This window comes from Streptomyces sp. NBC_01255, from assembly GCF_036226445.1.
Lineage (GTDB): Bacteria > Actinomycetota > Actinomycetes > Streptomycetales > Streptomycetaceae > Streptomyces.
The window spans coordinates 561,231-585,943 of record NZ_CP108474.1; the positions used below are offsets into that span (position 1 = coordinate 561,231).

At 72.6% G+C, this 24,713-nt stretch carries 14 protein-coding genes; 8 read left to right on the forward strand and 6 right to left on the reverse strand.

What is annotated here, in order from left to right:
* The first annotated feature begins 38 nt into the window (after nucleotides 1–38).
* The 3 genes from OG357_RS02365 to OG357_RS02375 all read left to right on the forward strand — a co-directional run bounded on the left by OG357_RS02365 (nucleotide 39) and on the right by OG357_RS02375 (nucleotide 10,498).
* Entirely contained in the window at nucleotides 39–9,254 is a 9,216-nt protein-coding gene (locus OG357_RS02365) for a non-ribosomal peptide synthetase (RefSeq protein WP_329619492.1), read from the forward strand.
* A complete protein-coding gene (locus OG357_RS02370; protein ID WP_329619493.1) occupies nucleotides 9,251–9,376 on the forward strand; it encodes a hypothetical protein in 126 nt (41 codons plus the stop codon). The genes OG357_RS02365 and OG357_RS02370 overlap by 4 nt, the downstream gene beginning before the upstream one ends.
* A gap of 138 nt (nucleotides 9,377–9,514) precedes the next feature.
* Entirely contained in the window at nucleotides 9,515–10,498 is a 984-nt protein-coding gene (locus OG357_RS02375) for a class I SAM-dependent methyltransferase (protein ID WP_329619494.1), read from the forward strand.
* A gap of 75 nt (nucleotides 10,499–10,573) precedes the next feature.
* On the opposite strand, the gene OG357_RS02380 is transcribed toward OG357_RS02375, so the two are convergent.
* Nucleotides 10,574–11,209 carry a helix-turn-helix domain-containing protein gene (locus OG357_RS02380; RefSeq protein ID WP_329619495.1) on the reverse strand — a complete coding sequence of 212 codons (636 nt, stop codon included), beginning with the start codon at nucleotides 11,207–11,209 and terminating at the stop codon, nucleotides 10,574–10,576.
* A gap of 71 nt (nucleotides 11,210–11,280) precedes the next feature.
* Here OG357_RS02380 and OG357_RS02385 point away from each other — a divergent pair, with 71 nt between their 5' ends.
* The 3 genes from OG357_RS02385 to OG357_RS02395 are packed head-to-tail and all read left to right on the forward strand — an operon-like array spanning nucleotide 11,281 to nucleotide 14,706.
* The gene (locus OG357_RS02385; RefSeq protein WP_329619496.1) at nucleotides 11,281–12,579 is read left to right on the forward strand and encodes an MFS transporter; all 1,299 of its coding nucleotides are present in this window, start codon (nucleotides 11,281–11,283) and stop codon (nucleotides 12,577–12,579) included.
* Between the two features lie 32 nt (nucleotides 12,580–12,611).
* Entirely contained in the window at nucleotides 12,612–13,673 is a 1,062-nt protein-coding gene (locus OG357_RS02390) for a sulfotransferase family protein (protein WP_329619497.1), read from the forward strand.
* Nucleotides 13,674–13,722: 49 nt separating this feature from the next.
* Nucleotides 13,723–14,706, forward strand: coding sequence for a quinone oxidoreductase family protein (locus OG357_RS02395; RefSeq protein ID WP_329619498.1), 984 nt, complete (start codon nucleotides 13,723–13,725; stop codon nucleotides 14,704–14,706).
* A gap of 57 nt (nucleotides 14,707–14,763) precedes the next feature.
* On the opposite strand, the gene OG357_RS02400 is transcribed toward OG357_RS02395, so the two are convergent.
* Nucleotides 14,764–15,159 (reverse strand): RidA family protein, encoded by a 396-nt coding sequence (locus OG357_RS02400; RefSeq protein ID WP_329619499.1) that lies wholly within the window; start codon nucleotides 15,157–15,159, stop codon nucleotides 14,764–14,766.
* Between the two features lie 136 nt (nucleotides 15,160–15,295).
* Here OG357_RS02400 and OG357_RS02405 point away from each other — a divergent pair, with 136 nt between their 5' ends.
* The gene (locus OG357_RS02405; RefSeq protein WP_329619500.1) at nucleotides 15,296–16,270 is read left to right on the forward strand and encodes a helix-turn-helix transcriptional regulator; all 975 of its coding nucleotides are present in this window, start codon (nucleotides 15,296–15,298) and stop codon (nucleotides 16,268–16,270) included.
* Here the strand turns inward: OG357_RS02405 and OG357_RS02410 are convergent.
* Both OG357_RS02410 and OG357_RS02415 read right to left on the reverse strand, forming a co-directional pair.
* Entirely contained in the window at nucleotides 16,267–16,962 is a 696-nt protein-coding gene (locus OG357_RS02410) for a 2-phosphosulfolactate phosphatase (protein ID WP_329619501.1), read from the reverse strand. The two genes, OG357_RS02405 and OG357_RS02410, sit on opposite strands and share 4 nt — an antisense overlap.
* A 33-nt stretch (nucleotides 16,963–16,995) precedes the next feature.
* Nucleotides 16,996–18,315, reverse strand: a complete 1,320-nt coding sequence (locus OG357_RS02415) for an outer membrane protein assembly factor BamB family protein (protein WP_329619502.1) — start codon at nucleotides 18,313–18,315, stop codon at nucleotides 16,996–16,998.
* 164 nt (nucleotides 18,316–18,479) lie between these two features.
* On the opposite strand from OG357_RS02415, the gene OG357_RS02420 reads away from it, so the two are divergent.
* The gene (locus OG357_RS02420) at nucleotides 18,480–19,109 is read left to right on the forward strand and encodes a hypothetical protein (protein ID WP_329619503.1); all 630 of its coding nucleotides are present in this window, start codon (nucleotides 18,480–18,482) and stop codon (nucleotides 19,107–19,109) included.
* A 37-nt stretch (nucleotides 19,110–19,146) separates the two neighbouring features.
* Here OG357_RS02420 and OG357_RS02425 read toward each other — a convergent pair whose 3' ends face one another.
* Complete coding sequence (locus OG357_RS02425) at nucleotides 19,147–20,550, reverse strand: M1 family metallopeptidase (RefSeq protein WP_329619504.1); 1,404 nt, start codon at nucleotides 20,548–20,550, stop codon at nucleotides 19,147–19,149.
* A 44-nt stretch (nucleotides 20,551–20,594) separates the two neighbouring features.
* Entirely contained in the window at nucleotides 20,595–24,503 is a 3,909-nt protein-coding gene (locus OG357_RS02430; RefSeq protein ID WP_329619505.1) for a Pls/PosA family non-ribosomal peptide synthetase, read from the reverse strand.
* Nucleotides 24,504–24,713 lie beyond the last annotated feature (210 nt).

The window sequence follows — 24,713 nt, forward strand, 5'->3', positions numbered from 1 at the left end:
CAGCCGATACCGACCTGCCCGGGTCCTTGCATGGCCTGGTGGCCCGGCACGCGGCGCGTCGCGGTGACGCGCCGGCACTGCGCTGCGGCCGGGCCGCGTTGAGCTACGCCGAACTGGACACCCGGGCCAACCGGCTGGCCCACGTGCTGCGCGGTCGCGGCATCGGCGCCGAGGACGTGGTGGCGCTGGCACTGCCCCGCTCGGCCGACCTGATCGTCGCCATGCTCGCGGTCGGTAAGGCCGGCGGCGCGTTCCTGCCGGTCGACATCCATCACCCGGCCGAGCGGATCGCCTTCATGTGCGCCGACAGCGCGCCCCGCGCCCTGCTGGCCACCGAGGCGGTGCTGCCCGGGCTGCCGGACACCCCGGGCACCGCCCAGTTGTCGCTGGCGGAGCTCCTGGCCGAGGCGGCGACGGCGCCGGTGACCGCCCCCGACCCGGTGGACCATCCGCTGTCACTGGCGTACGTCATCTACACGTCCGGTTCGACGGGCAGGCCCAAGGGCGTCGCCGTACCGCACCGGGGGGTGCCGCCGTTCGGCGCCGACCTGGCGGACCGGATGGCGGCGGGCCCCGACGGCGTGGTGTCCCAGCTCGCCTCGCCCAGTTTCGACGCCATGATCATCGAGGTGCTGCTGGCGTTCGTGCCGGGCGGCACCCTGGTCGTCTCGCCCCCCGACACCCTGGTCGGCGAGGACCTGGCCACGTTCCTCGCGGACCACCGGATCACCCACGCGTTCGTCCCGCCGTCGGTGCTGGCGACCGTGCCGCAGACCGATCTGCCGGGGCTGCGGTCGCTGATGGTCGGTGGTGAGGCGTGCGGCGCACGCCTGGTGGACACCTGGAGCCCCGGCCGCCGGATGGTCAACGGCTACGGGCCCACCGAGACCAGCATGGCGATCACCCTCTCTGCCCCGCTCACGCCCGGGCCGGACGCGCCGCCGATCGGCCACCGGTCCGGCGACACCCACCTGTACGTCCTGGACGACGCGCTGCGCCCGACGCCCCCCGGCGAGATCGGCGAGCTGTACAGCGGAGGCGGTGGCGTGACCCGCGGGTACGTCGACCGCGCCGCGCTCACCGCGGAGCGCTACGTCGCCGACCCGTTCGGGGCGCCGGGCACCCGGATGTACCGCACCGGCGACCTGGTGCGGCAGCTGCCGGACGGACAACTCGCCTACTGCGGCCGGGCCGACGACCAGGTCAAGATCCGGGGCCTGCGGATCGAACCGGGCGAGATCGAGGCGGTCCTCGCCGGGCACCCGGCGGTGGAGCAGGCCCGGGTCCTGGTGCACGAGGACCAGCTCGGCGAGAAGCGGCTCGCCGCCTACCTGGTCGCGGCACGGACATCGGACCCCGACGACGGCAACGCCGAACGGCACGTCGACGAGTGGCAGCAGATCTACGACACGTTCTACGACGAGTCCGACCGCACGGCCTTCGGAGCCGACTTCTCCGGCTGGAACTCCACCTACACCGGCGAGGGGATCCCGGTCGAGCAGATGGCCCGCTGGCGGGAGGCGTTCGTCACCCGCGTACGGAGCTTCGCGCCGCGGCGCGTCCTGGAGGTCGGCGTCGGATCCGGCCTGATCCTGACGCCACTGGTCGGCCAGGTGGACGAGTACTGGGGCACCGACTACTCGGCGTCCGCGATCGAGGGGCTCCGCGAACGGCTCGCCGGCGAAGCCGACACCGCCGGGAAGGTCACCCTGCGCCACCAGGCCGCCGACGTCACCACCGGCCTGCCGCAGGGCCACTTCGACACGATCGTCATCAACTCGGTCGTGCAGTACTTCCCCCACGAGGAGTACCTGCGGGACGTGCTGGCCAAGCTGCTCGACCTGCTCAGGCCGGGCGGCCGTTTGCTCGTCGGTGACGTGCGGTGCCTGCCGCTCGTGGAGAGCATGTGGACCGGCGTACGGCTCGGGCAGCTCGACCACGATCCGGGACCCGAGGTACTGCGCCGCGAGATCGAGCAGGCCGTGACCCTGGAGAAGGAGCTCCTGATCGACCCGGGCTTCTTCGGGACCGTGGGCGTCGGCCCGGTCGACGTCCGGCTCAAGCGCGGCGCGGACCACAACGAACTGACCAAGCACCGCTACGACGTGGTGCTGCACAAGGCCGGCACCGACGCGCAGAACCTGTCGGCGGTCCCGGCGCTGCGCTGGGGCGTCGACGTCCGGGGTCCCGAGGACCTGGCCGCGCGGCTGGCCGACGGCACCGCGCTGCGGCTCACCGGGATACGGAACGCCCGGGTCGCGGGTGAGGTCGCCGCCGCGCGAGCGGTCCAGGCGGTCGCGCCGCTGGAGACCACGCGCGCCGCGCTCGAAGGGCCGGGCGACGGGATCGACCCGGAGTACTGGCACTCCCTCGCCGCGGAGAACGGACGCACCGCCGTCGCCACCTGGTCCGCGGACGCCCCGGACCTGCTCGACGTGCTCTTCCCGGGCACCGACGGCACCCAGGTGCTGGACGGCGTGTACCTGCACGGCGGCTCAGCCGACACCACCGGCTCTGCCCGCTGCGTCGGCTTCACCAACGACCCGATCGCCACCCGCCGTCGCGGGCTGCTCGTCGCGGCCCTGCGCGACTGGGGCAAGGAGCGGCTCCCGTCCTACCTGGTGCCCTCCGCGTTCATGGTGCTCGACGCGCTGCCCCTGACAGCGAGCGGCAAGCTGGACCGGCAGGCGCTGCCCGAGCCCGACTTCCGCGGCAACGCGTCCGGCCGGGCACCTCGCGACGCGCGGGAGAAGCTGCTCTGCGAACTCGCCGCCGAGCTGCTCGACCGGGCCTGGGTCAGTATCGACGACGACTTCTTCGACCTCGGCGGCCACTCGCTCCTCGCCACCCGCCTGCTCAACCGGGTCCGCAGCGCTTTCGGCGTCCGGCTCGGGCTCGACGCGCTGTTCGCCACGCCCACCATCGCGGGGCTCGCGGCCACCATCGCCGAGACCGCCGGGCAGGAGGCGCCTGCCCTGGTCGCGGCCCCGCGACCGGAACACGTCCCGCTGTCCTGGGCCCAGCAGCGCCTGTGGTTCGTCAACCGGATGGATCCCCTCGGCTGGACCTACAACCTCCCCGTGGTCCTGCGCCTGGCCGGCCCGGTCGACCGGGCCGCGCTGGCCGCCGCGGTCGAGGACCTGATGGTCCGGCACGAGTCGCTGCGCACCGTGTTCGACGAGCAGGACGGCCGGCCGTACCAGCGGATCCTTCCCCTGGTACCGGAGACCGATCCGGTCCGCGTGCTCGACGTGGACGAGTCCGACCTGGACGAGGCCGTACGGACCGCCTGCCGCGAGCCTTTCGACATCACCGCGGAAACGCCGGTGCGGGTACGGCTGCTGCGCACCGCGCCGGACCGGCATGTGCTGGTGCTGGTGCTGCACCACATCGCCGGCGACGGATGGTCGATGCAGCCACTGGCCCAGGACCTGGCCGCCGCGTACGCGGCGCGGGTCGCCGGCACCGCGCCGGTCCGGCAGCCGCTGCCGGTGCAGTACGCCGACTACGCGCTGTGGCAGCGAGACCTGCTCACCACGGCGTACCAGGAGCAGATGACCGGGTTCTGGCGCGACTACCTGGCGGAGCTCCCGGAGGAACTGGCCCTGCCCTACGACCGGCCCCGCCCCAGCGGCGCCGACCACGACGGCGCGCTGCTCCCGTTGCGGATACCCGCGTCGCTGCACGCCGGCCTGCTGGCCGTGGCGCAGCAGAGCCGGACCACTCTCTTCATGGTGCTGCACGCCGCCCTGGCCGCGCTCTACACGCGGCTCGGCGCGGGCACCGACATCCCCATCGGGACCGTGGTCGCCGGGCGCGGCGACGACAAGCTCGACCATCTGATCGGCTTCTTCGTCAACAACGTGGTGCTGCGCACCGACACCGCGGGCGACCCGACGTTCCGCGAGCTCCTGGAGCGCACGAGGACCGACGACGTGGCCGCCCTCAGCCACCAGGAGCTGCCCTTCGACCGTCTGGTCGAGGCGCTCAACCCGTCCCGCGTGCTCAGCCGTCACCCGCTCTTCCAGACGATGCTGGTCCTGCAGAACAACGCGGACGCCGACTTCGCCCTGACGGGCCTGGACGTCGAGGTGGTCCGGTCGACGCCGTCGGCGGCGCAGCTCGACCTCTTCGTGAACCTCACGGACACCTACGGGCGGGACGGCGCCGCCGACGGCGTCGTCGGCGAGATCGTCTACCGCACCGGGCTCTTCGACCCGGACACGGTCCGCTCGCTGGCAGACCGGTTCCTCCGCGTCCTCCAGGCGGTCGTCGCCGACCCCGACCAACGCCTTGCCCGGCTCGACGTGCTCGACGGCGACGAGCGCGAGACCATCCTCCGGTCCTGGAACGACACGGAGCGGCCGCTGCCGGACGCGTCGATACCGCGGCTGTTCGCCGCACGCGCCGCGGCTGCCCCCGACACGGTGGCGGTCACCGGGCCGGTCACCCTGACCTACGCGGAACTGGACCGGCGCGCCAACCACCTGGCGCACCGACTGGTCACTGCCGGCGCGGCGCCGGACCGGCCGGTGGCGCTGTTGCAGGAGCGTTCGGCCGACCTGATCGTGTCGATGCTCGCGGTGCTCAAGGCCGGCGCCCCGTACCTGCCGCTGCCGTCGACGGCGCCCGCGGACCGACTGCGCCGGATGGCCGACCAGGTCGGCGCCACGCTGCTCGTGACCGACGGGCCGCACGACCTGGCGGGACTGACCGTGCTGGCACCGGGGGACGGCGAGTCGCCCGAGCCTCCCCGCACGGAACCGCACCCGGACCAGGGCGCGTACGTGATGTTCACCAGCGGCTCGACCGGTACGCCGAAGGCCGTCGTCCTGACGCACCGGAACACGGCCGGGTTCGTGCGCGACCGGCTCTGGCGGGCCGGCGGCACGGTCCTGATGCACTCCGCCACCGGATTCGACGCGTCGGTGCACGAGATCTGGACTCCGCTGCTGACCGGCGGCACGGTCGTGGTGGCTTCCGAGGAGATCCTCGACGACGCCGGTCTGGCCCGCGCGGTGACCGCGTACGGCGTGGACAGGATCTGGCTCACCTCCGGTCTGTTCGCGGCTCTCGCGGAGAACCCGGACTGCTTCGCGGGGATCCGGGAGGTCCTGACCGGTGGCGACGTGGTGCCGCCCGCGGCGGTCGCACGGATTCTGGACCGTCACCCCGACCTGACCGTCAGGGCGTTGTACGGTCCGACCGAGACCACCACCTGCTCCACCCGGTTCTCGATGTCCGGCGCACAGACCGTGCCGGGCCGGGTACCGATCGGCACTCCGATGGACAACACCCGGCTGTACGTGCTCGACGGGCACCTCCAGCCGGTGCCGGCCGGTGTCCCGGGCGAGCTCTACATCGCGGGCTCAGGGGTGTCGCGTGGGTACGCCGGACAGCCCGACCTGACCGCCGAACGGTTCACCGCCGATCCGTGGGGACCGCCCGGCAGCCGGATGTACCGCACCGGGGACATCACCCGGTGGCGCAGTGACGGCACCCTGGACTTCGTCGGGCGGGCCGACGCCCAGGTGAAGATCCGCGGCTTCCGGGTCGAACCCGCCGAGGTCGAGTCCTCGCTCACGGCCCTGCCGGGGGTCGGGCAGGCGTTCGTCACCGCCCACGAGGACCGCCGCGGCGATCGCAGGCTCGTCGCCTACCTGGTGCCCAGCGGCGCCGACCTGGACGTCGCCGACGTACAGGACCGGCTCGCCGCCGCACTGCCCGACTACCTGGTGCCCAGTGCCTTCGTCGTCCTCGACCGGCTGCCGCTCACCGGGAACGGCAAGGTCGACCGGCGGGCCCTGCCGGAGCCCGAGTTCGAGACCGGCACCGGATACACGGCGCCGCGCACCCCGACGGAGGAGATCCTCGTCGCGCTCATGGGCGAGCTGCTCGGCAGGTCCCGGGTCGGCGCCCACGACAACTTCTTCGACCTCGGCGGCCACTCGCTCCTCGCCACCCGCCTGGTCAACCGGGTCCGCACCCACCTGGGAGCGGACCTGGGCATCGCGGACCTGTTCGAAGCCCCGACGGCGGCGGCACTCGGCGCACGGCTCGGCGCCGGCCAAGGGGCGAACCGCACCCGCAGCCCCCTGCTGCCGGCCGTGCGGCCGTGTCCCCTGCCCCTGTCGTACGCCCAGGAACGGCTGTGGTTCCTGTCCCGGTGGAACGGTCTCGGCTGGCCGCTGGTGCTGCGCCTGGACGGGGCCCCGGACCTCGGTGTGCTGCGCGCCGCGGTGGGCGATCTGCTGGAGCGGCACGAGACGCTGCGTACCCTCTTCCCGGAGGTCGACGGGGCGCCCGGCCAGCAGGTCCTGAAAGCGGCCGACCCGGACGAGGTCCTGCGGGTGGCCGCGGTGGACCCGGCCGACCTGGACCGGGAACTGACGACCGCCGCCCTCCACTCGTTCGACCTCACCACGGACCTGCCGCTGCGGCTGCATCTGTTCACCACCGCTCCGGACCGGCACACGCTGCTGCTGCTGATGCATCACATCGCGGGCGACGGATGGTCCCTGGCCCCGCTGACCCACGACCTCGCCCAGGCGTACGCCGCCCGCGTCCGTGGCGACGCGCCGGTCTGGCGCCCGCTTCCCGTCCAGTACGCCGACTACACGCTGTGGCAGCGGGCCCTCCTCGAAGGACCCACCGGGGAACGCCTTTCGGGCTACTGGACCGAGCGGCTGGCCGGGCTCCCGCAGGAGCTGGCACTGCCCTACGACCGGCCCCGGCCCGACTCCTCGGACCTGCGTGGCGCACTGCTGCCGGTCACCCTGCCCGCTCCGCTGCACGCCGGCCTGCTGGACCTGGCCCGGCGTACCCACACCACGCTGTTCATGGTGCTGCACGCCGCACTCGCGACGCTCTACACCCGGCTCGGCGCGGGCACCGACATCCCCATCGGCACCGCGGTCGCCGGGCGCAGCGACGACAGCCTCGACCATCTGATCGGCTGTTTCGTCAACAGCCTGGTCCTGCGGACCGACACCGCGGGGGATCCGAGCTTCCGTGAACTGCTGGGCCGTGTGCGGGACCTGGACCTGGCCGCCTACGCCCACCAGGAGCTGCCGTTCGACCGGATCGTCGACGCGCTCAACCCGGCCCGCACCCTGAGCCGGCACCCGCTCTTCCAGACCATGCTGGTCTTGCAGAACAACGCCGAGTCCGCTTTCGCGCTGTCCGGCGTGGACGTGTCGCCGGCACCGGCCGAGGGGGCGGTCGAGGCGATCCGGGTCGGTCCCGTGGACTTCGACCTCAATCTGAGCTTCGTCGAGCACCACGGAGACGGCCGGGTGCCCGAGGGCATCACCGGTGAGGTGCGCTACCGCACCGACCTGTTCGACCCGGACACCGTGACCGCCCTGATCGACCGCCTCCTGCGGGTGCTGACCGCGGCCGTCGCGGATCCGGACGCGCCGATCGGGCGGATCGACCTGCTCTCCGAGGTCGAACGACGAGCCGCGCTGTCGGGAGGGGGCGACACCGCGCGGCCGGTCGTCGACGAGGACCTCGCCGTCCTGTTCGCCCGGCAGGCCGCCGCCACCCCGGAGGCGATCGCCGCTGTCGAGGGCGACCGGTCGATCAGCTACCGGGACCTCGACCGGCGCGCCAACCATCTGGCGCACGCGCTGGTGGCGGCGGGCTGTGCGCCCGACGATCCGGTGGCGGTGCGTCAGCCGCGAGGGATCGACTACCTCGTGACCGTCCTCGCCGTCATCAAGGCCGGCGGCGGCTATCTGCCCCTGCCCGGGTCCGCGCCGCTCGCCCGGCAGCAGCGGATGGTCGACCACATGCGGGCCGCCCTGCTCGTCACCGACGAGCCCACCGGGCTGACCGGGGTCACGATCGTCACGCCCTCCCGCGGCACCGAGGAGCACGGCCCCACGACCACCACCCACCCGGACCGCACGGCGTACACGATGTTCACCAGCGGCTCGACCGGCACGCCCAAGGCGGTCGGCGTCTCGCACCGCAGTGTCGCCGAGTTCGTCGCCGACCGTGCCTGGGAGGGGCTGCGACCGGCCGACACGCTGATGCACTCGCCGACGTCGTTCGACCCGTCCACGTACGAGATCTGGCTGCCCCTGCTGACCGGCGGCCGGGTGGTGATCGCGCCCGAGGTCGACCTGGACACCGAGGTACTGGCCCGCACCATCGTCGACGGGAGAGCCACGACCGCGGTCTTCACCTCCGCGCTGTTCAACCTGATGGTGGCCGAGGCCAGGCCGGCTCTGTCCGCGCTGGACCTCGTCTGGGTGGCCGGTGACGTGGTGTCGCCCGCGTCGGTCGGGGACCTGCTGGCCGACGCGCCGCGCACCGCGGTCGCGGCCGCCTGGGGCACCACGGAGACCACGGTCATCTCCTCCTGGTACCCGATAGCCACGGCGCCCGCCCGTACGGTGCCGATCGGCCGGGCGATGGACAACACCGGGGTGTATCTGCTCGACGAGCGTCTGCAGCCGGTGCCCCCCGGGGTACCCGGTGAGGTGTACGTGACCGGTACGGGTCTGGCCCGCGGCTACGCGCATCAGCCGGACGTGACCGCCGCCCGGTTCGTGGCCGACCCGTACGGCCCGGCCGGTGGACGCATGTACCGCACGGGCGACCTCGCCCGGTACCGGCCCGACGGGGTACTCGAGTTCGACGGCCGCGCCGACGCACAGCTGAAGGTCCGGGGGTTCCGGATCGAACCGGCCGAGGTCGAAGCGGCCCTCACCGGCCACCCGGACGTGGCTCACGCGACGGTCACCGCGGACGGTGAACGGCTGATCGGCTACCTCGTACCCCAGGATGTGGACGTGGCCGCCGTGCGGGCGCACGCCGCCCTGACGCTCCCGGACTACATGGTGCCGAGCGTGTTCGTCACACTGGAGCGGCTGCCGCTGACCGGCAACGGCAAGGTGGACCGGAAGGCACTGCCGGCGCCCGACCCGAGCGCGTCCGAGACGGCCTACGTGGCACCCCGCGACGAGCGGGAAGCCGCGTTGTGCGAGATGTTCGCCGAGGTACTGAAGGCACCGCGGGTCGGCGTGCACGACAACTTCTTCGACCTCGGCGGCCACTCCCTGCTCGCCACCCGCCTGCTCAACCGGGTGCGCACCCGGTTCGGCGCGAGCCTCAGCGTGGCCGCGCTCTTCGAATCCCCGACGGTCGCCGCCCTCGCCGCACGCCTCGGCGAGGCCGCGACCCGCAGCCGGCCGAAGCTTCGCCGGCGCACCGGCCCCGCCGGTGTGGAAGGCAATGCCCGATGAGGCCACGGGCGAGCACCCTGAGTGTCGGTGCCGACCGGACCGGTCGGCACGGCAACCACCCCGCCGGCGTGCCGGGCGGCGCGGACCTCGACGAACCCGACCGGTTCGCGCGCACCGCCTGACCCGCCCTCCCCTGCCACCCGGTGGCAGCGGGACCCAAGACCGGCACGGCGCCGAAGGTGCCGCGCCCGCCGGCCGGACACCCCTCCGGCCCGGCACCGTGGAACTCGAGATGATCGTCGAAATGGAGTGGGAGCGCGATGTCACGCATCAGTCCCCCTGAGACCGCAGCCGATCTCGCCGCCGTAGCCGCCTTGCTGGAGATGGCCGACCGGCTGGGCATCGTCCCCCTGCTGGAGCGCGGCGAGCCGGTCACCGTGGCCGAGCTGGCCGTCGCCGCGGACGTGCCGGAAGAGGGCATGGGCAATTTCCTGTCCGCGCTGGTCGCCGCGGAGCTGCTGGTGCCGACCGGCGTCAAGGAGTTCCGGATCGCGGACGACTTCGCCGACCGGATCTACCAGTCCGGCTACCTCACCTGGTCGTTGAGGGCCAACCAGCCGTACCTCCAGAACCCCGCCGCGTTCCTGCGCGACCCGGCCGGTGCCGCCGCGCAGTACCAGCGCAACGGGCGTGAGGTGGCGGTCAGTTCCCGGTGGATCGGCAGCCAGGGCTTCTACCCGGCGGCCACCGAGGCGATCCTCGCGGCCCGGCCGAAGAGGATCGTCGACCTGGGCGCCGGTGCCGCCGGTCTGCTGATCGACCTGCTCGGCCGGCTGCCGGAGAGCAGCGGGGTGGCCCTGGACATGAGTGCCGGCGCATGCCAGGAGGCGGCCCGCGCGGCGCTGGCGGCGGGCGTCGGCGACCGTCTCGAGGTGGTGGAGCGGCCGATCCAGTCCGTCGCCGACGACCCCGCGCCGCTGGCCGGTGCCGATGTCATCCACGCCGGATTCGTCTTCCACGACATCGTGCAGGAGGGCGACATCTTCGACCGGGTGCTGCGCCGGTGCCGGGAGGCGCTGCGTCCGGGCGGCATCATGGCGATCACCGACTCGGTGCCGTACGCGTCGGCGGAGCGCGAGCGCCGGTTCAGCGCGCTGTTCACCTATCTGCACGCCGGATTCATGAACGTGAAGCTGCCTCCGGAGGAGGACTGGCTGGCCCGCTTCCGGCAGGCCGGTTTCGACCAGGCCCAGTGCGTGCCGCACCGGTTCCCCGGCGGCCGGCTCTTCATCGCGACCAAGTAGGTCGTCGTACAACGGTGACCGCGCCGGACGTCGTCAACGACGTCCGGCGCGGTCACCGGCATGTCCGGACAGACCCTAGGCGGGCGACTCCCCGGTGGGCTCCTTGGGCGCCCAGAACATCAGCAGGAACTCGACCGGCACGACGGCGTTCTCCTCGTCGTCGGGGCGGTTGAACTCCTCCATCAGCGCGGACAGGCGGGACCGGAACTCGGTGGCCCGCTCCGGCGACAGCCGGCGGTCCAGCGCCACGACCATGGGGCCGAGCGGATCAGGCTTCTCCGCGGCCTCGGGCTCCGGTTCGGGCTGGAAGCGACCGCTGATGATGTCCCGTACGAGCCGGTCGCGGAAGTCGTTCAGCGCGACGGCGAACGCGTCGGCCAGTTCGCCCGCGTTGCCCGGCGCGGCCAGCAGATCGCGACTCAGCCGCAGGGCGAACTGCGCCACCTGGTACTGGCTCTCCTGAATCCCGGAGACCATCCGGGTCTGCGTCACCTTGATCAGGCCCGCCGCCTCGAGCACCTTGATGTGCCGGTAGAGCCGGGTGGGCGGCTGGTCCAGAAGCTGGGCGATGTCCTTCACCCGGTGCGACCCGCGCACGTCGCTCATCATCGTGCGCAGGATCGCCAACCTCAGCGGGTCGGACAGGGCCTTCAGCGTCTCCACGTCGTCCACCTCCCGGACGACCGCCATCGCGTCGGCATCGTCAGCCATCGACCCGTCAGCCATTGACCCATCTCCGTTTCCTCATAGCGAACCATTCACCTGCATGCTACCGTTCACGCATGAGTGAACGCTTACGTCAGCGTGATAGCGAAGCTCCTGCCACGCCCGTGCCCCTGCGCCGTAACCGGCGCTTCCAAATTCTGTGGATCGGGGCGGCCGCAGCCAACCTCGGCCTCGAAACCGTGGAGGTCGCCTATCCCCTGCTGATCATGTCCTTGACCGGATCGCCGGCGCTGGCCGGCCTGTTCGGCTTCGCGCAGATCGGCACCGCTCTCCTGGTCGGACTGCCGGCCGGCGCGGTGGTCGACCGGTGGGACCGGCGCCGCATCCTGTTGATCTCCGAGGCGGTCCGCGCTCTCACTCTGGCGTTCATCGTCCTCATTCTGATGGCCGGCCGGGCGAACTTCGCCCTTCTGATCATGGCCGCGATCGTCCTGGGCGCCGGTACGGCCTTCGGCGCACCCGCCCGCATGCTGCTGATCCGCGCGGTCGTGCCGGACCATCAGCTGACCGCGGCGCTCAGTCAGGACGAGGCGCGCAGCGGAGCCGCAGCCCTGGCGGGACCGCCCCTCGGCGGCGCGCTCTACCTGGTCTCCCGCACGTTCCCGTTCGTCGCGGCGATCGCCGGTTTCGTGATCTCGTTCGTCTGCGCCCTGATGATTCGCGTGCCGAAGGCGGCGAGCGAAACCGAGCCGGTGAGCAACGAGCCTGTGGGCAATGAGCCTGTGGGCAACGAGCCGAAGAGCGCGCTCAGTCCGCTGACCAATGTCTTCTCCGGACTGCGCGAACTGATCGGCGACCGACTGCTGCGGTCCGCGCTGCTCCTGGTCAGCATCTTCTACTTCAGCATCACCGCCGCGATCCTCATGGTGATGGTGACCCTGCAGGACCAGCACCACTCCGCCGGCACGATCGGTCTGGCCCTGTCCGGAACCGCCGTCGGCATGCTCGTCGGCTCGGCGCTGGTGCCACGGCTCAACAGGCGGCTCAGCCCCGGCGCGCTGCTGCTCGCCGCGTCCACGCTGACCACGGTCGCGGTGGCTCTCCTGGCACTCCCGCTGGGACCGGTCTGGGTCTTCGCCATGCTGACCCTGGCGGCGCTCGGGCTGCCGGCACTGAAGATCCTCGTCGACATCATGATCTTCCGGCAGACCCCGGACCACCGGCGAGGCCGTGCCATCGCCGCGACCATCACCCTCATCGGCGCCGGATCCCCGCTCGGTTCCCTGGCCGGCGGTCTGGCCCTGCAGTTCCTCGGCGTCACCGGCGCCATCGTGCTGATCGCGGGCGTCCAGGCCGTGATCACCGTGGCCGGGCTCGCGAACCGGCACGTCAGGTCCGCTCGCTGGCCCGCATGAGAACCCGCCTCCTCACGAAAGCGACCTCAGCCATGCTCAAGCAGCCCATCTTCATCGTCGGCCACCCCCGTTCCGGCACCAGCCTCGTCCGCAGCCTGATCGAACGCAGCGAGCACGTCTGGAGCATCGGCCGCGAAGGCAAGCCGATCTGGGAACGTGACAGCCTGCACCCCAGCCGGCGCGGCTGGCACTCCAACGCCCTGGACGCCTCCGACGCGACCCCCGAGGTGGCGGCCCAGCTGAACACGGACCTGCTCGCCGCCGCGCGCAAGCCCGGCGCGGAGTGGTCGGTCGGCGACAAGCTCGACTTCCTCGGCTTCATCAGCGCCCAGGGCCTTCAGCCGCACTACTACGACGTGCCGCTCAAGGCCCTCCAGGAGCGCTTCCCGGGCGACGTGCCGGTAGGCCCGCCCACCACGCGGGACGGCGGCGAACTCGACGAGATCACACCGTTCTGCTTCCCGCCGCGCGGCCCGCGCCCCACCGAGGCCGAACTCACCGACGGGATCCGGCTGGTGGAGAAGAGCATCCAGTCCTGCTTCCGGATCCCGTTCCTGCAGGCCCTCTACCCGGACGCCAAGTACGTCTTCGTCGTCCGTGATCCGCGCACCAGCATCGGCTCCCTGATGGACGCCTGGCTCAACCCGCGGATGTTCTTCTCCTACCCGGTGCCGGTGCCGCTGCGCATCAAGGGCTACTCGGACGTGTTCCCGTGGGGCAAGCAGTGGTGGAACCTGAGCCTGCCGCCCGGCTGGCAGGACTGGGTGGACCTGCCGCTGGCCGAGGTCTGCGCACACAACTGGCTGGCCCACAACCGGGCCGTCCTGGACGCCGCCCAGGCCTTGGCCCCCACCGGCAACTCCGTCCTCGTCCGCTACGAGGACGTCAAGACCGACCCGGTGGCCACGATGGAGGCCGTGGCCGAGGCGGTGGACCTGCCCTTCGCCGACGCCTGGGGCCGCCGCGACCTCCCCGTCGTCATGACCCAGACCGTCCCCGACCCCGACAAGTGGCTCCGCCACGAGTCCGAGATCCGCAAGGTCCTGCCGCTCGTCGGCGACCTCGCCAAGGAGGCCGGCTATGACGACTGCTGAACCACCCGGCACTCGATCGGCGGTGGACGACCGTCCTACGATCCCGGTCATGAAAGCGATTCAGGTCAGCAAGGCCGGCGGGCCCGACGTGCTCGAACTCGTCGACCTGCCACGCCCCTCGCCGCGAGCGGGCGAGGCGCTGGTGCGGCTCGCCGCCGCCGGGGTCAACTACGTCGACGTCTACATCCGGTCCGGCCTCTATCCGCAAGAACTGCCGTTCGTCCCCGGGCAGGAGGGCGCCGGCACCGTCGTCGAGGTCGGGCCCGGGGTGCGCGAGGTCGCCGTCGGTGACGTCGTCGCCTGGGCGAACCTGCCGGGATCCTATGCGGAGTACGCGCTGCTGCGCGCGGACCGGCTGGTGCCGGTGCCGGACGGACTGGCCCCCGAGCTCGCCGCGGCCACCGTGCTCCAGGGCATGACCGCGCACTACCTGTGCCACGACACGTATCCGGTCCAGGCCGGCGACACCGTCGTCGTACACGCGGCCGCGGGCGGTGTCGGCATGCTGCTGACCCAGCTCGTGCGGCTGCGCGGCGGCACGGTGATCGGCACCGCGTCGACCGAGGCCAAGGCCGAGGCCGCGCGTGCCGCCGGCGCCGTCGAGGTCGTCGACTACCGGCCGGGCGCGCTGCTGGAGGCGGTGCGGCGGCACAGCGGCGGGCACGGCGCCGCCGCGGTGTTCGACGGCATCGGCGGCCCGACGTTCGACGAAAGCCTCGCCGCGCTGCGCCCGCGCGGAGTCCTGGCGGTCTACGGGCAGTCCGGCGGCGCGGTGCCGCCGTTCGATCTCCAGCGCCTCAACGCCGCCGGGTCCGTATACGTGACCCGTCCCAACCTGACCCACCACATCCAGGACCGGGCAGAGCTGCTCCGCCGCGGAACGGCCGTACTCCAGCTGGTCCGTGACGGTCGTCTGCGGGTCCGGATCGGACAGCGGTTCGCCCTGTCCGACGCGGCGGACGCCCATGCAGCTCTCGAAGCCCGCACCACGATCGCCAAGACACTGCTCATCTGTTCCGAGGAGCGCGGCTGAACGTCCCCTCCTCGCGCAGGTTCACCCGGCACGAGGAGCGGACGTCACCAGGTCGCCTCACGCGACGGCGGTTCCCTCCAGCTCGACCAGCTGGCCGGGGATCGCCAGCCGCGTCACCCCGAGCATCGTGGTGGTCGGCGCCACCCCGGCCGCGCCCAGCCGCGCCGCCAGCACGCCGTAGTGCCGGAACAGCAGATCGACGTCGGTCGTATAGACATTGAGCCGGACGAGGTCCGCGAGAGACATGCCGGCCTCGCCGAGCACGGCCTCCACGTTGTCGATACTCAGCGCCAACTGCGCCGCCATGTCACCGTCGTGCTCGGGCTTGCCCTCGCCGCTCATCGCGGTCTGCCCCGAGATGTAGAGGGTCCGGGTGTGCCCGGAGACGAGCTCCCCCTGGTTGAAGCCCATGTCCACCGACCACGTCACCGGGTTGACCGCAGTTCGTTCCATCGCCACGTCAGCTCCATTCGATTCATGGGGAGTACGGACGTCCCTCGGCTCGGTGACCACCGGCTTCGACGTCGCATGAACGAGCCTCGCAGCAATACATGACACCCTTGGTCATGTATTCCGATAGCGTTCTCGGATGCGCGCCGACAGGTTGGTCTCGCTGGTCCTGCTGCTGCGTCAGCGCGGTCAGCTGACGGCGGACACGCTCGCCCGCGAGCTGGAGGTGTCCACCCGTACCGTGCTGCGCGACATCGAGGCGCTGTCCGCGTCCGGCGTCCCGGTGTACGCCGAGCGCGGCCGGCACGGCGGTTTCGCGCTGTCGCCCGGTTTCCGAACCGAGCTCACCGGACTGAACCACGACGAGGCCCTGGCCTTGCTGACCGCCGGATCGGGGCGCGGGGAGCTGGTGTTCGGCCTCGGCTCGGCGCTCGCCTCGGCCATGCGGAAGGTGGTCGACGCGCTGCCGGAGGGCCACCGAGCCACCGCGAGCGACGCCGCACAGCGCTTTCTCGTCGACCCGGAGACCGATCTGCTCTCGCGCCGGCTTGTGTCCGAGGAGGTACCCGGCACCACGATGATCGAGGTCCGGCGCGCGGTGCTCGCCGGACACAAGCTGCGCATCCACTACGCGGCCACGGGCCAGGCACCGCGGTGGCGCACGGTGGACCCGATCGGGCTGGTCACCGTACGCGACCGGGCGTACTTGCTGGCCACGAGATCGGGCGAGGACCGCACGTACCGGCTGTCGCGGGTGTCGGCGGCCGAGGAACTCCCCGAAGCGGCGGAGCGACCGAACCAGGTCGATCTGGACCGGATCTGGCGGGAGCGCTCGGCGCGGTTCCTGTCCGGCGGCGACCACATCGTCGTACGGGTACGGGTGAACCCGGCGCGGCGGGAGGAGCTGCTGGACGCCGCGCTCGCGGTCCGCGCGGAAGACCCCGACGCGGACGGCCGGCTGGTGCTGGACGTGACCTTCCAGGATGCGCGGCACGCCGTATGGGCGCTGTGGCAGCTCGGCGCGGACGCGGAGGCCCTGGCCCCGGAGTCGGTGCGCACCGCGCTGCGCGACCGCGCCGCCGCGGTCGCCAGGCAGTACGGCGAGTCGCCCTAGAGGGCGGGGCCGTCGGGAGGCACGGGGCACGGGCGGAGGACCATGAGGGAGCCTTCCAAGGCAGCCACCATGGCGAAGGGGAACCGGTCGAGCTCAAGGCAGAGGGCGATGTCATCGGGATGGGCTCCTTCACGCACCCCCTCCGCCAGCTCGGTGGCGGCGCGTGACGCGGCGCCTCGGCGGAGGTACTCGCCGGCGTCCGCCCCCGTCTCGGTGACCCTCCGAGCGATGTACTGGGCACACGCCAGGTCTTCCTCGGCCCGACCGTCTTCGCCGGTGACCACGAAGGTGACGCTGTCGCTGTTCCGTGTCCGCAGGACCCTTGCCGTCGCCTCCGCGACCACGAAGCCGGCGCACAGGACCAGCGACGCGTCCTTCACCGCGAGGGCGCCGACCGTCCCCGCCGTGGTCTTCTGCACGACGGTCCGGCCGCTCAGGTCGATCGAGCGCAGCAGGCCGGGCGAGTTGACGGCACCGAACCCGGGCGCGGGCGGACCGTCCTTGAGCGCCACCCAGTCCGGGTGGCGGGCCTTGAGCGCCAGGGCCTCGTCCAGCGACTCGGCGAGAACGATCTTCTCCGCCCCCTGGGCGAAGGCCCAGGCGGCAACGGTGTAAGCGCGCATGACGTCGATCACGACCGCCACGGACGGGGCTTCGACCAGATCAGCGATACCAACGAATCGAGCGTCCATGCCGATCATGATGTCAGGTGACAATACGTGCCGTCAGTCCTTGTGTACGGGGCGCACGGTCACCAGATCGGCGCCGTCGCAGTAGGTGAGGACACCGCCGTCGCCACCACGCAGGAAGGCCTGGCAGTCCGACTCCCCCTCCCACAGCGGGCGGTCGTCGTAGCCGAGCAGGACCAGCCTCCGGCCGTCCTGCCAGAAGCGGCCCGCGAGGGCCTGTGCCGCGGGGCTCAGACCTTCGGGGCGGACCGGACGGTCGGCTGCGTACAGGAGCCGGTCCGGGCGGCCGGGTGCGCGGATGATCTCCTCCATGCTGCCGTCGGTGACCAGGTATTCGCCCGGGGCGAGCCGCCGGGAGTGGCCGGCGGGGCCGAAGTAGGGGTCGATCACCAGGGCCCCCTTGGCATCCGGCAGCGTCATGCGAAAGCCGACGGTCAGCGGAAGAGTACGGTCCCAGCGGCACCCGGTGCGCGGATCGCGCGGGGCCTGGGGCTGATCCCAGACGAACGTCCGCTGCCAGCCGCGGGCTTCGGGGATCTCCGCCGATGCCCGCCCCGTGAGGACGGTGGCGCGGCAGCTCCCCCTGGCCGGGGCGGTGACCATGACGATCCGTCCGCTGACGTCGGCGATCCGGTCGACGCCGGCGGGGGGCCTCAGCCCCGCCTCCCAGTACGGCCGGCCGTCCTCCGAGTCGAGTCGGGCGATGCGGTCGGAGCCGACCAGGTAAAGCTGACAGCGGTTCCCACGAAGGCGTTGACGGGCGTCGAACGCGTCGGCCCGGCAGGCGTCCAGGACTCGCGACACGCCGGGCACCGTTCGCGCCCACTCCCGCTGCCCGGTGAACGGCTGCCAACCGGTCAGACGGCACGATCCCGGGCGGCACTCCGCCACCACCACCGTCCCGGAGTCCCACCCGTACAGGACCTGGCTGCCCGGGGGCAGGGCCTTCCGCCAGGACAGGCGGCCGTCCCACGGGTCGATCCCGGCGATCACGCTCGGCCCGCGGTGCCCGTCGCGTCCGCCGACCAGCACCACCGTGTCGTCGGCGAGCGCGGAGTGCGCGGTGCCGGGCCACTGCGACGTCAGAGCGAACTCGGCGGGCAGCGTCAGGCGCCAGCCGCGGCTGTACGGGCCCGCCTGCCGGACGAGCGTCCGGCCCTGGCCGAACATGCCCCATCCGGGGCTGTTCACCACCCACATACCGTCCGGCCCCGGCCGCACCGGCAGCCGCACACGCGAAGCCTCTTCGGGAACCGCCGCACCGTCACCGAACATCGGCTCCTGCGGGGCGAAACAGCCCGCGAGCAGTAACCCCACCACCACGACCAGCAGCCCCCGCCACGACCGACGCCGCATGACACCCCCCGGATCGGCCTTCACCGTAGAACGCCCGCCGACCGGTCGGCCGTGCCCGAGTCCCTTTCGTGACGGCCTCGTAGCCACAAGGCAGCCAACGCGCACATTCCTCACCTCGACAGTTATTACTGTCGCTCACGTCATTCGACAGGTAGACTTGTCGCATGAACGATGTGGCAGGGATCCCTACTCCCGACAAGAACGACGAGAACTTCTGGTCCACCGTCCTGACTCTGACGGAGCCCGCCTGGAACGAGCCCACCCAGGACGACGCGTTCGCCATGGACGAGAGGGTCCATGACGCGGTCCGCGCGCTGGCCGAGCGGATCTCGACGCGTGCGCTGGCCTATCGCGCCGCGGACAAGCCCTTCGACCCCGCGCTCATGGCCTCGCCCGATGTGCAGTTGGCGCTCCTGCGGGCGCTGTACGAGGCCAAGCAGTCCGTCGACCGGCTGGCGGAGAGCGCCGCCACCGTCGCCGGCCGCAGCGGGGCGAACTACGCCCAGCTGGGGGCGGCCTGGGGCGGCATCAAGCGTCAGTCCGCCCGTCTCAAGTGGCCCCACGCGGTGGTGAAGAAGTCCGCCGGCGAGCCCATCCCGCTCCGTTACGCGGGCGGTTCCGCCGTGGTGCACCACGACCCGGACGCCGATGCCTGGTGGTACAGCGCCACCGGCGCGGACGAGCGGACCCAGGAGTCCCAGGCCGTCCACGGCACCTACGCCGAGGCCATCGCCGGGGCGACCGAATTCCTCCTGGGGCACGCGCTGCCGCCCGGCCGGCCGACGTCCGGGTGACCTTTCGGCCCCGCCACCGCCCCGTACCGGCCTGAGGTCAGCCGACCGCCGACCCGCCGTTCGTCGGCGGGTACCCGGGGCGGGACGGAATCGGCGGGTGGGCGGGCGGCGGGGTCGGCTGGACCGGCAGCGGAGGGAGCGCGGGCGCGTGGAGCCAGGACGCGAGCAGGCCGTCCACCGGCTCGGGCGCGTAGCGGGCCACGTGCGCGGTGAAGCCCGCGGTGGTCACCACGCCGTGGCGGTGCGCGGTGGCCCAGTCGCGCAGCATGCGGAAGAACGGGCCCTCGCCCAGCGCGCAGCGGATCGCGTGCACCGCGAGCCCCCCGCGCTGGTACAGGCGGTCGTCGAACATCAGCTTGCGGCCGGGGTCGGCGAGGACCAGGTCCTGCGGCTGCGAGGCCAGCAACCGGTGTGCGGCGGCCGCCAGCTCCTGCGCGGTGCGGCCGCCGGAGCGCTCCGACCAGAGCCATTCGGCGTATTTCGCGAAGCCCTCGTTCAGCCAGATGTGCCGCCAGTCGCCGATGGTCACGCTGTTGCCGAACCACTGGTGCGCGAGCTCATGGGCGATGAGCCGCTCCGAACCCCGCACACCGTCCACGTGGTTGGCGCCGAAGAGGGACAGCCCCTGGGCCTCCACCGGCACGTCCAGCTCCTCGTCGGCGACGACGACCGCGTACTCGCCGAGGGGGTAGGGGCCGAACAGCTCCTCGAAGACCCGCATCATGGCGGGCTGCCGGGCGAAGTCCCGGGAGAACCTCGACAGCAGATGCGCCGGTACGTGGGCGGTCTGCGGAACACCGCCGAGTCCGGGGTCGCCGAGCAGCACGGTCTGGTACATGCCGATGGACAGGCCGACCAGGTAGCTGGAGGTCGGGGCGGTCTGCTCGTACACCCAGGTGGTCGTGGAGGCCTTGGTCGTCCGGGTCAGCAGCCGCCCGCCGGCGACCACCGTGTACGGGGACGGGGTGTTGACCGAGATGTGGTACGAGGCCTTGTCGGCGGGCCGGTCGTTGCACGGGTACCAGGAGGGCGCGCCGACCGGCTGGCTCGCGACGAGCGCACCGTCGGTGAGCTCCTCCCACCCGAGGCCGCCCCAGGGGCTGCGTACCGGCTTGGGGTTGCCCGACCAGTGGATCTCCACGGTGAAGGCGGCGCCGGCGGTGAGGGGCTTGGCGGGCCGGACGCGCAGCTTGCCGCCCCGGTGGGTGTAGTGCGGAGCCCGGCCGTTCACCTGGACCCGGCCCACCTTGAACTCGGCCAGGTTGAGGTCGAACTCGGTGAGCGGCGCCCGGCCGACGATCGCGCTCAGCCGGGCCGTCCCGGCCAGCCGGTTGGGGCCGGGACGGTAGTCCAGAGCGATCTCGTACCGGTGTACGCGGTATCGGGGATCCCCGTTGGCCGGAAAGTACGGGTCCGACGCCGTTGTCCGCTGGCCGCTCACTGCCGCTTCCGCTCCCTGCGCTGTGCTCGTACGCCGTGGCCCCTTCAGGACCGCCACGCCTCGATCGGATTGCCCAGCCAGCGGGTGTCGGCGGGGACGGATTCCCCGGCCATCACGAGAGAGGCGGGTCCCAGTGTGCTGCGGGCCCCGACCGTGCTTCCGGGCAGGACGATTCCGCCCGGGCCCAGGGTGGCGCCCTCGCGGAGGACCACAGTATCCGTCCTCAAGATCCGGTCGTGGAAGAGGTGCGTCTGCAGCACACAGCCGCGGTTCACGGTGACGGCGTCACCAAGGGTCACCAGGTCCGTCTCGGGCAGCCAGTAGCTCTCGCACCACACGCCCCGGCCGATCCGGGCGCCGAGACCGCGCAGCCACAGAGCGAGGAGCGGAGTTCCCGGCACCGATCCGGCGAGCCAGGGCACGGCCAGTACCTCGACGAACGTGTCGGCCAGTTCGTTACGCCACACGAAGCCGCTCCACAGCGGGTGCTCCGCCGTCCGGTGCCGGCCCACGAGGAGCCATTTCGCGGCGACGGAGACCACCGCGGCGGCCGCCCCGGCGGCGAGCAGGACCACTCCGGACAGTAGTGCCGTCCCCACGGTCCCGAGCCCTTCCGTCGCGGCCAGGGCGCACAGCGCGGCCACGGTCAGGACGGCGAGCGCGGCCGAGCAGAACACCGGGACGAGCCGGCACAGCTCGACCAGGCCCCGGGCCCACAGCAGGCGCGCGGGCGGATCGTAGGTGCGGCTCCGGTCCGCGGCGGCGGCGGACCGCGGCAGCTTGACCGGCGGCAGGCCCAGGTACGAGCTGCCCTTCTTGGCCTTCTTCGGGGTGGCGGACAGCACGCCGACAAGACCGTCGTCGGGCACGCTCCGGCCCGGGGCGGTCATGCCCGAGTTGCCGAGGAACGCCCGGCGGCCGATCTCGGAGTGTCCGATGCGGACCCAGCCGCCGCCCAGTTCGTAGGGGGCGGTCAGGGTGTCGTCGGCGAGGAACGCGCCTTCGCCCACGGTCGTCAGGCTCGGGAGCGCGAGCACCGTGGACACCTCGGCGCCCCGGCCGATCCTCATGCCGAGCAGCCGCAGCCACACGGGGGTGATCAGCCCGGCGTACAGCGGGAAGAGGGTCTCCCGGGAGACGTCCATCAGCTGCGTGACGGTCCAGGCCTGCCAGCCGACCCGGCTGTGCGTGGGGTGGGTCCCGGTCCGCAGCCCGAGGCTCAGCAGACGCACGGAGACGAGCAGCAGCAGCGCGTACGCGAAACCGAAGGCGAGTGCCCCTGGCACCACGGCCGTCAGTGCGCCGCGCAGGGCCTCGGCGAGCGTGGCGTCGGCGGGGACGAACAGGCTGACGACGAGCAGCGCCGGCAGGGCGGCGAGCACGGGCAGGGCCGTGAGGCAGAAGCCGGTCGCTCCGTACATGGCGCGCCAGTGGACGCCGCGCGGCGGGCGCCCCTCGGGCCAGTTGCGCTTGGCCTTGCCGAGCTTGACGGCGGGTGCTCCGGCCCAGCGCTGGCCGGTCGGGATCTGTCCGGTCACGGCGGAACCGGGGGCCACCTCGGCCCGCTTGCCGACCCGTGCGCCGGGGAAGAGCATGCTGCGGGTGCCGACGACCGCGCCCGCGCCGACCTTGACCGGGCCGATCACGAGCCGGTCTCCGTCGAGCCAGTGCCCGGTGAGGTCCACCTCGGACTCCACGGCGCAGCCGCGTCCGAGCTTGAGCATGCCGGTCACGGGAGGCAGGGAGTGCAGGTCGACGTCGGGGCCTACCTTGGCGCCGAGGGCCCGTGCGTAGCGCTCCAGCCAGGATCCGGTGAGGGAGGTCGCGCCGACGTGTTCGGCCAGGCGTTCGGCCGTCCACAGCCGGAGGTGCACGCTTCCGCCGCGCGGGTACCGTCCCGGCGTGACGCCGCGCAGCAGGAGGCGTGCGCCGCCGGCCGCGAGGGCCAGCCGGCCCGGCGGGCTGTAGAGCAGGGCGGCGCCGGCGGCGACGAGCCACCACGAGGCGGTGGGCGCCCACGGGTAGGGCCCGAACCGGTGCAGGACGTTGCCCAGGGCGAGGAGCGCCACCGTCCAGCGCAGGCCGACCAGGGTGAACAGCGGGAGCAGGAGGAGCGACTGCGTCACCTGGGTCCGGAGCGGGACGGGGGCGACGGTCCGGGCCGCGGCGTCGTCCTGTGCGGACTTCTCGAGGTGGCGGGCGAGCTTGCGCAGGGTGGGCCGCTGGTAGATGTCGACGACGGCCGCGCTCGGGTAGCGGGCGCGCAGCCGGGTGGTGAGCTGGGCGGCGGCGAGGCTGTTGCCGCCGATCGCGAAGAAGTCGTCGGCGGCACTGGTGACGGCGACGCCCAGGGTCGCGCTCCACTGTTCGGCGAGCCAGGCCTCGGTGCCGTAGAGCTGTTCGGCGGAGCCGGTGGTCTCCAGTTCGGGCAGCGGCCAGGGGAGCGCGTCCCGGTCCACCTTGCCGGAGGTACGGGTGGGCAGGTCGTCGACCGGCGCGAGGAGCGGTACGAGGGCGGCGGGCAGTTCGGCGCGCAGCCGCTCGACCGCCGCCGTGTGGTCCCAGCCCTCCTGGGTGACGAGGTAGCCGACGAGGAGCTGGTTGCCGCTGCGCGCGGTGCGGACGGCGGCGGCGGCGCCGGCGACGCCGGGCAGGGCCTGGAGCGCGGCGTCCACTTCGCCCAGTTCGATGCGGCGGCCGCCGAGCTTGATCTGCTCGTCGCCGCGGCCGAGGAAGACGAGCCCTTCCGGTTCGGCGCGGACGAGGTCGCCGCTGCGGTAGGCGCGCTGCCAGCCGAGGGACGCGAGCGGGGCGTACTTCTCGGCGTCCTTCGCGGGGTCGAGGTAGCGGGCCAGGCCGACGCCGCCGATCACGAGCTGGCCGCTGCCGCCCATGGGCACCGGCTCGCCGGACTCGTCGACCACGGCCAGTTCCCAGCCGTTCAGCGGGAGACCGATGCGGATCGGTTCCTCACCGGTCAGGAGCGAGGCGCAGGCGACGACGGTGGCCTCGGTGGGGCCGTACGTGTTCCAGACCTCGCGGCCCTCGGTGACCAGACGCTGGGTCAGTTCGGGCGGGCAGGCCTCGCCGCCGAAGATCAGCAGCCGGACCTCGCCGAGGTCGTCGGGCTCCCAGAGCGCGGCCAGGGTGGGCACGGTGGAGACCACGGTGATCTCCTGTTCCACCAGCCAGGGGCCGAGGTCGGCGCCGCTGCGCACCTGGGAGCGCGGGACGGGCACGAGGCAGGCGCCGTAGCGCCAGGCCAGCCACATCTCCTCGCAGGAGGCGTCGAACGCGACCGAGAGACCGGCCATGACCCGGTCGCCGGGTCCGATCGGTTCGTCGGCGAGGAAGAGCGCGGCCTCGGCGTCCACGAACGCGGCGGCGCTGCGGTGGGCGACGGCGACGCCCTTGGGCACGCCGGTGGATCCGGAGGTGAAGATGATCCACGCGTCGTGCTCGGGCCCGGGGCGGGCGGCGGGCGCGTCGCCGGGCTCGGGTGCCCGGGTGACCTCGACGGACTGTCCGGCGCCGAGCACCGCGCGCACCGCGGCCTCGCCGAAGACCAGCTCGGCCCGCTCGTCCGGGTCCTCGGCGTCGACCGGCACATAGGCGGCGCCTGCGGCGAGTACGGCGAGGATGGCCACGTACAGCTCGTTGGTCCCGGAGGGCACGCGTACGCCGACCCGGTCGCCGAGCCCGACGCCGGCCGCGGCGAGGTCGCGGCGCCGACGCTCGACCTCGGCGGCCAGCGCGCGGTACGTCAACCGGGTGGTGCCGTCGTCGAGGGCGAGTTCGTCGGGGTGGGCCCGGACGGTCGCGTCGAGGATGTCGACGAGCGTACGGGGCGGGGCGGCGGGTCCGGCGGAGAACCGCGCGGCTTTGCCGGGCTCCTCGTACGTCTCCGCGTCGTCGAGCAGAGTGAGTTCACCGCGCTCTGGTGTGGCTGACATCGGCCCTCGTGTCTCGCTCCCGGAACGTCCGGGTCGCCGGAGGAGCCCGGGTCTGCCCGGGTTGTTCCGATCCAGCGCCAAACAGCCCGCCAGTCTAGTGCTCCGACCGGGATTTCCTTGTCGCACCGCTTGCGCGTGGCTGAGGAGGGGCGGTAATGCGGCAGCCCGTCGCGGGGTTGCGAGCGGGCCACCGCCCGGCCTGAGACGGGC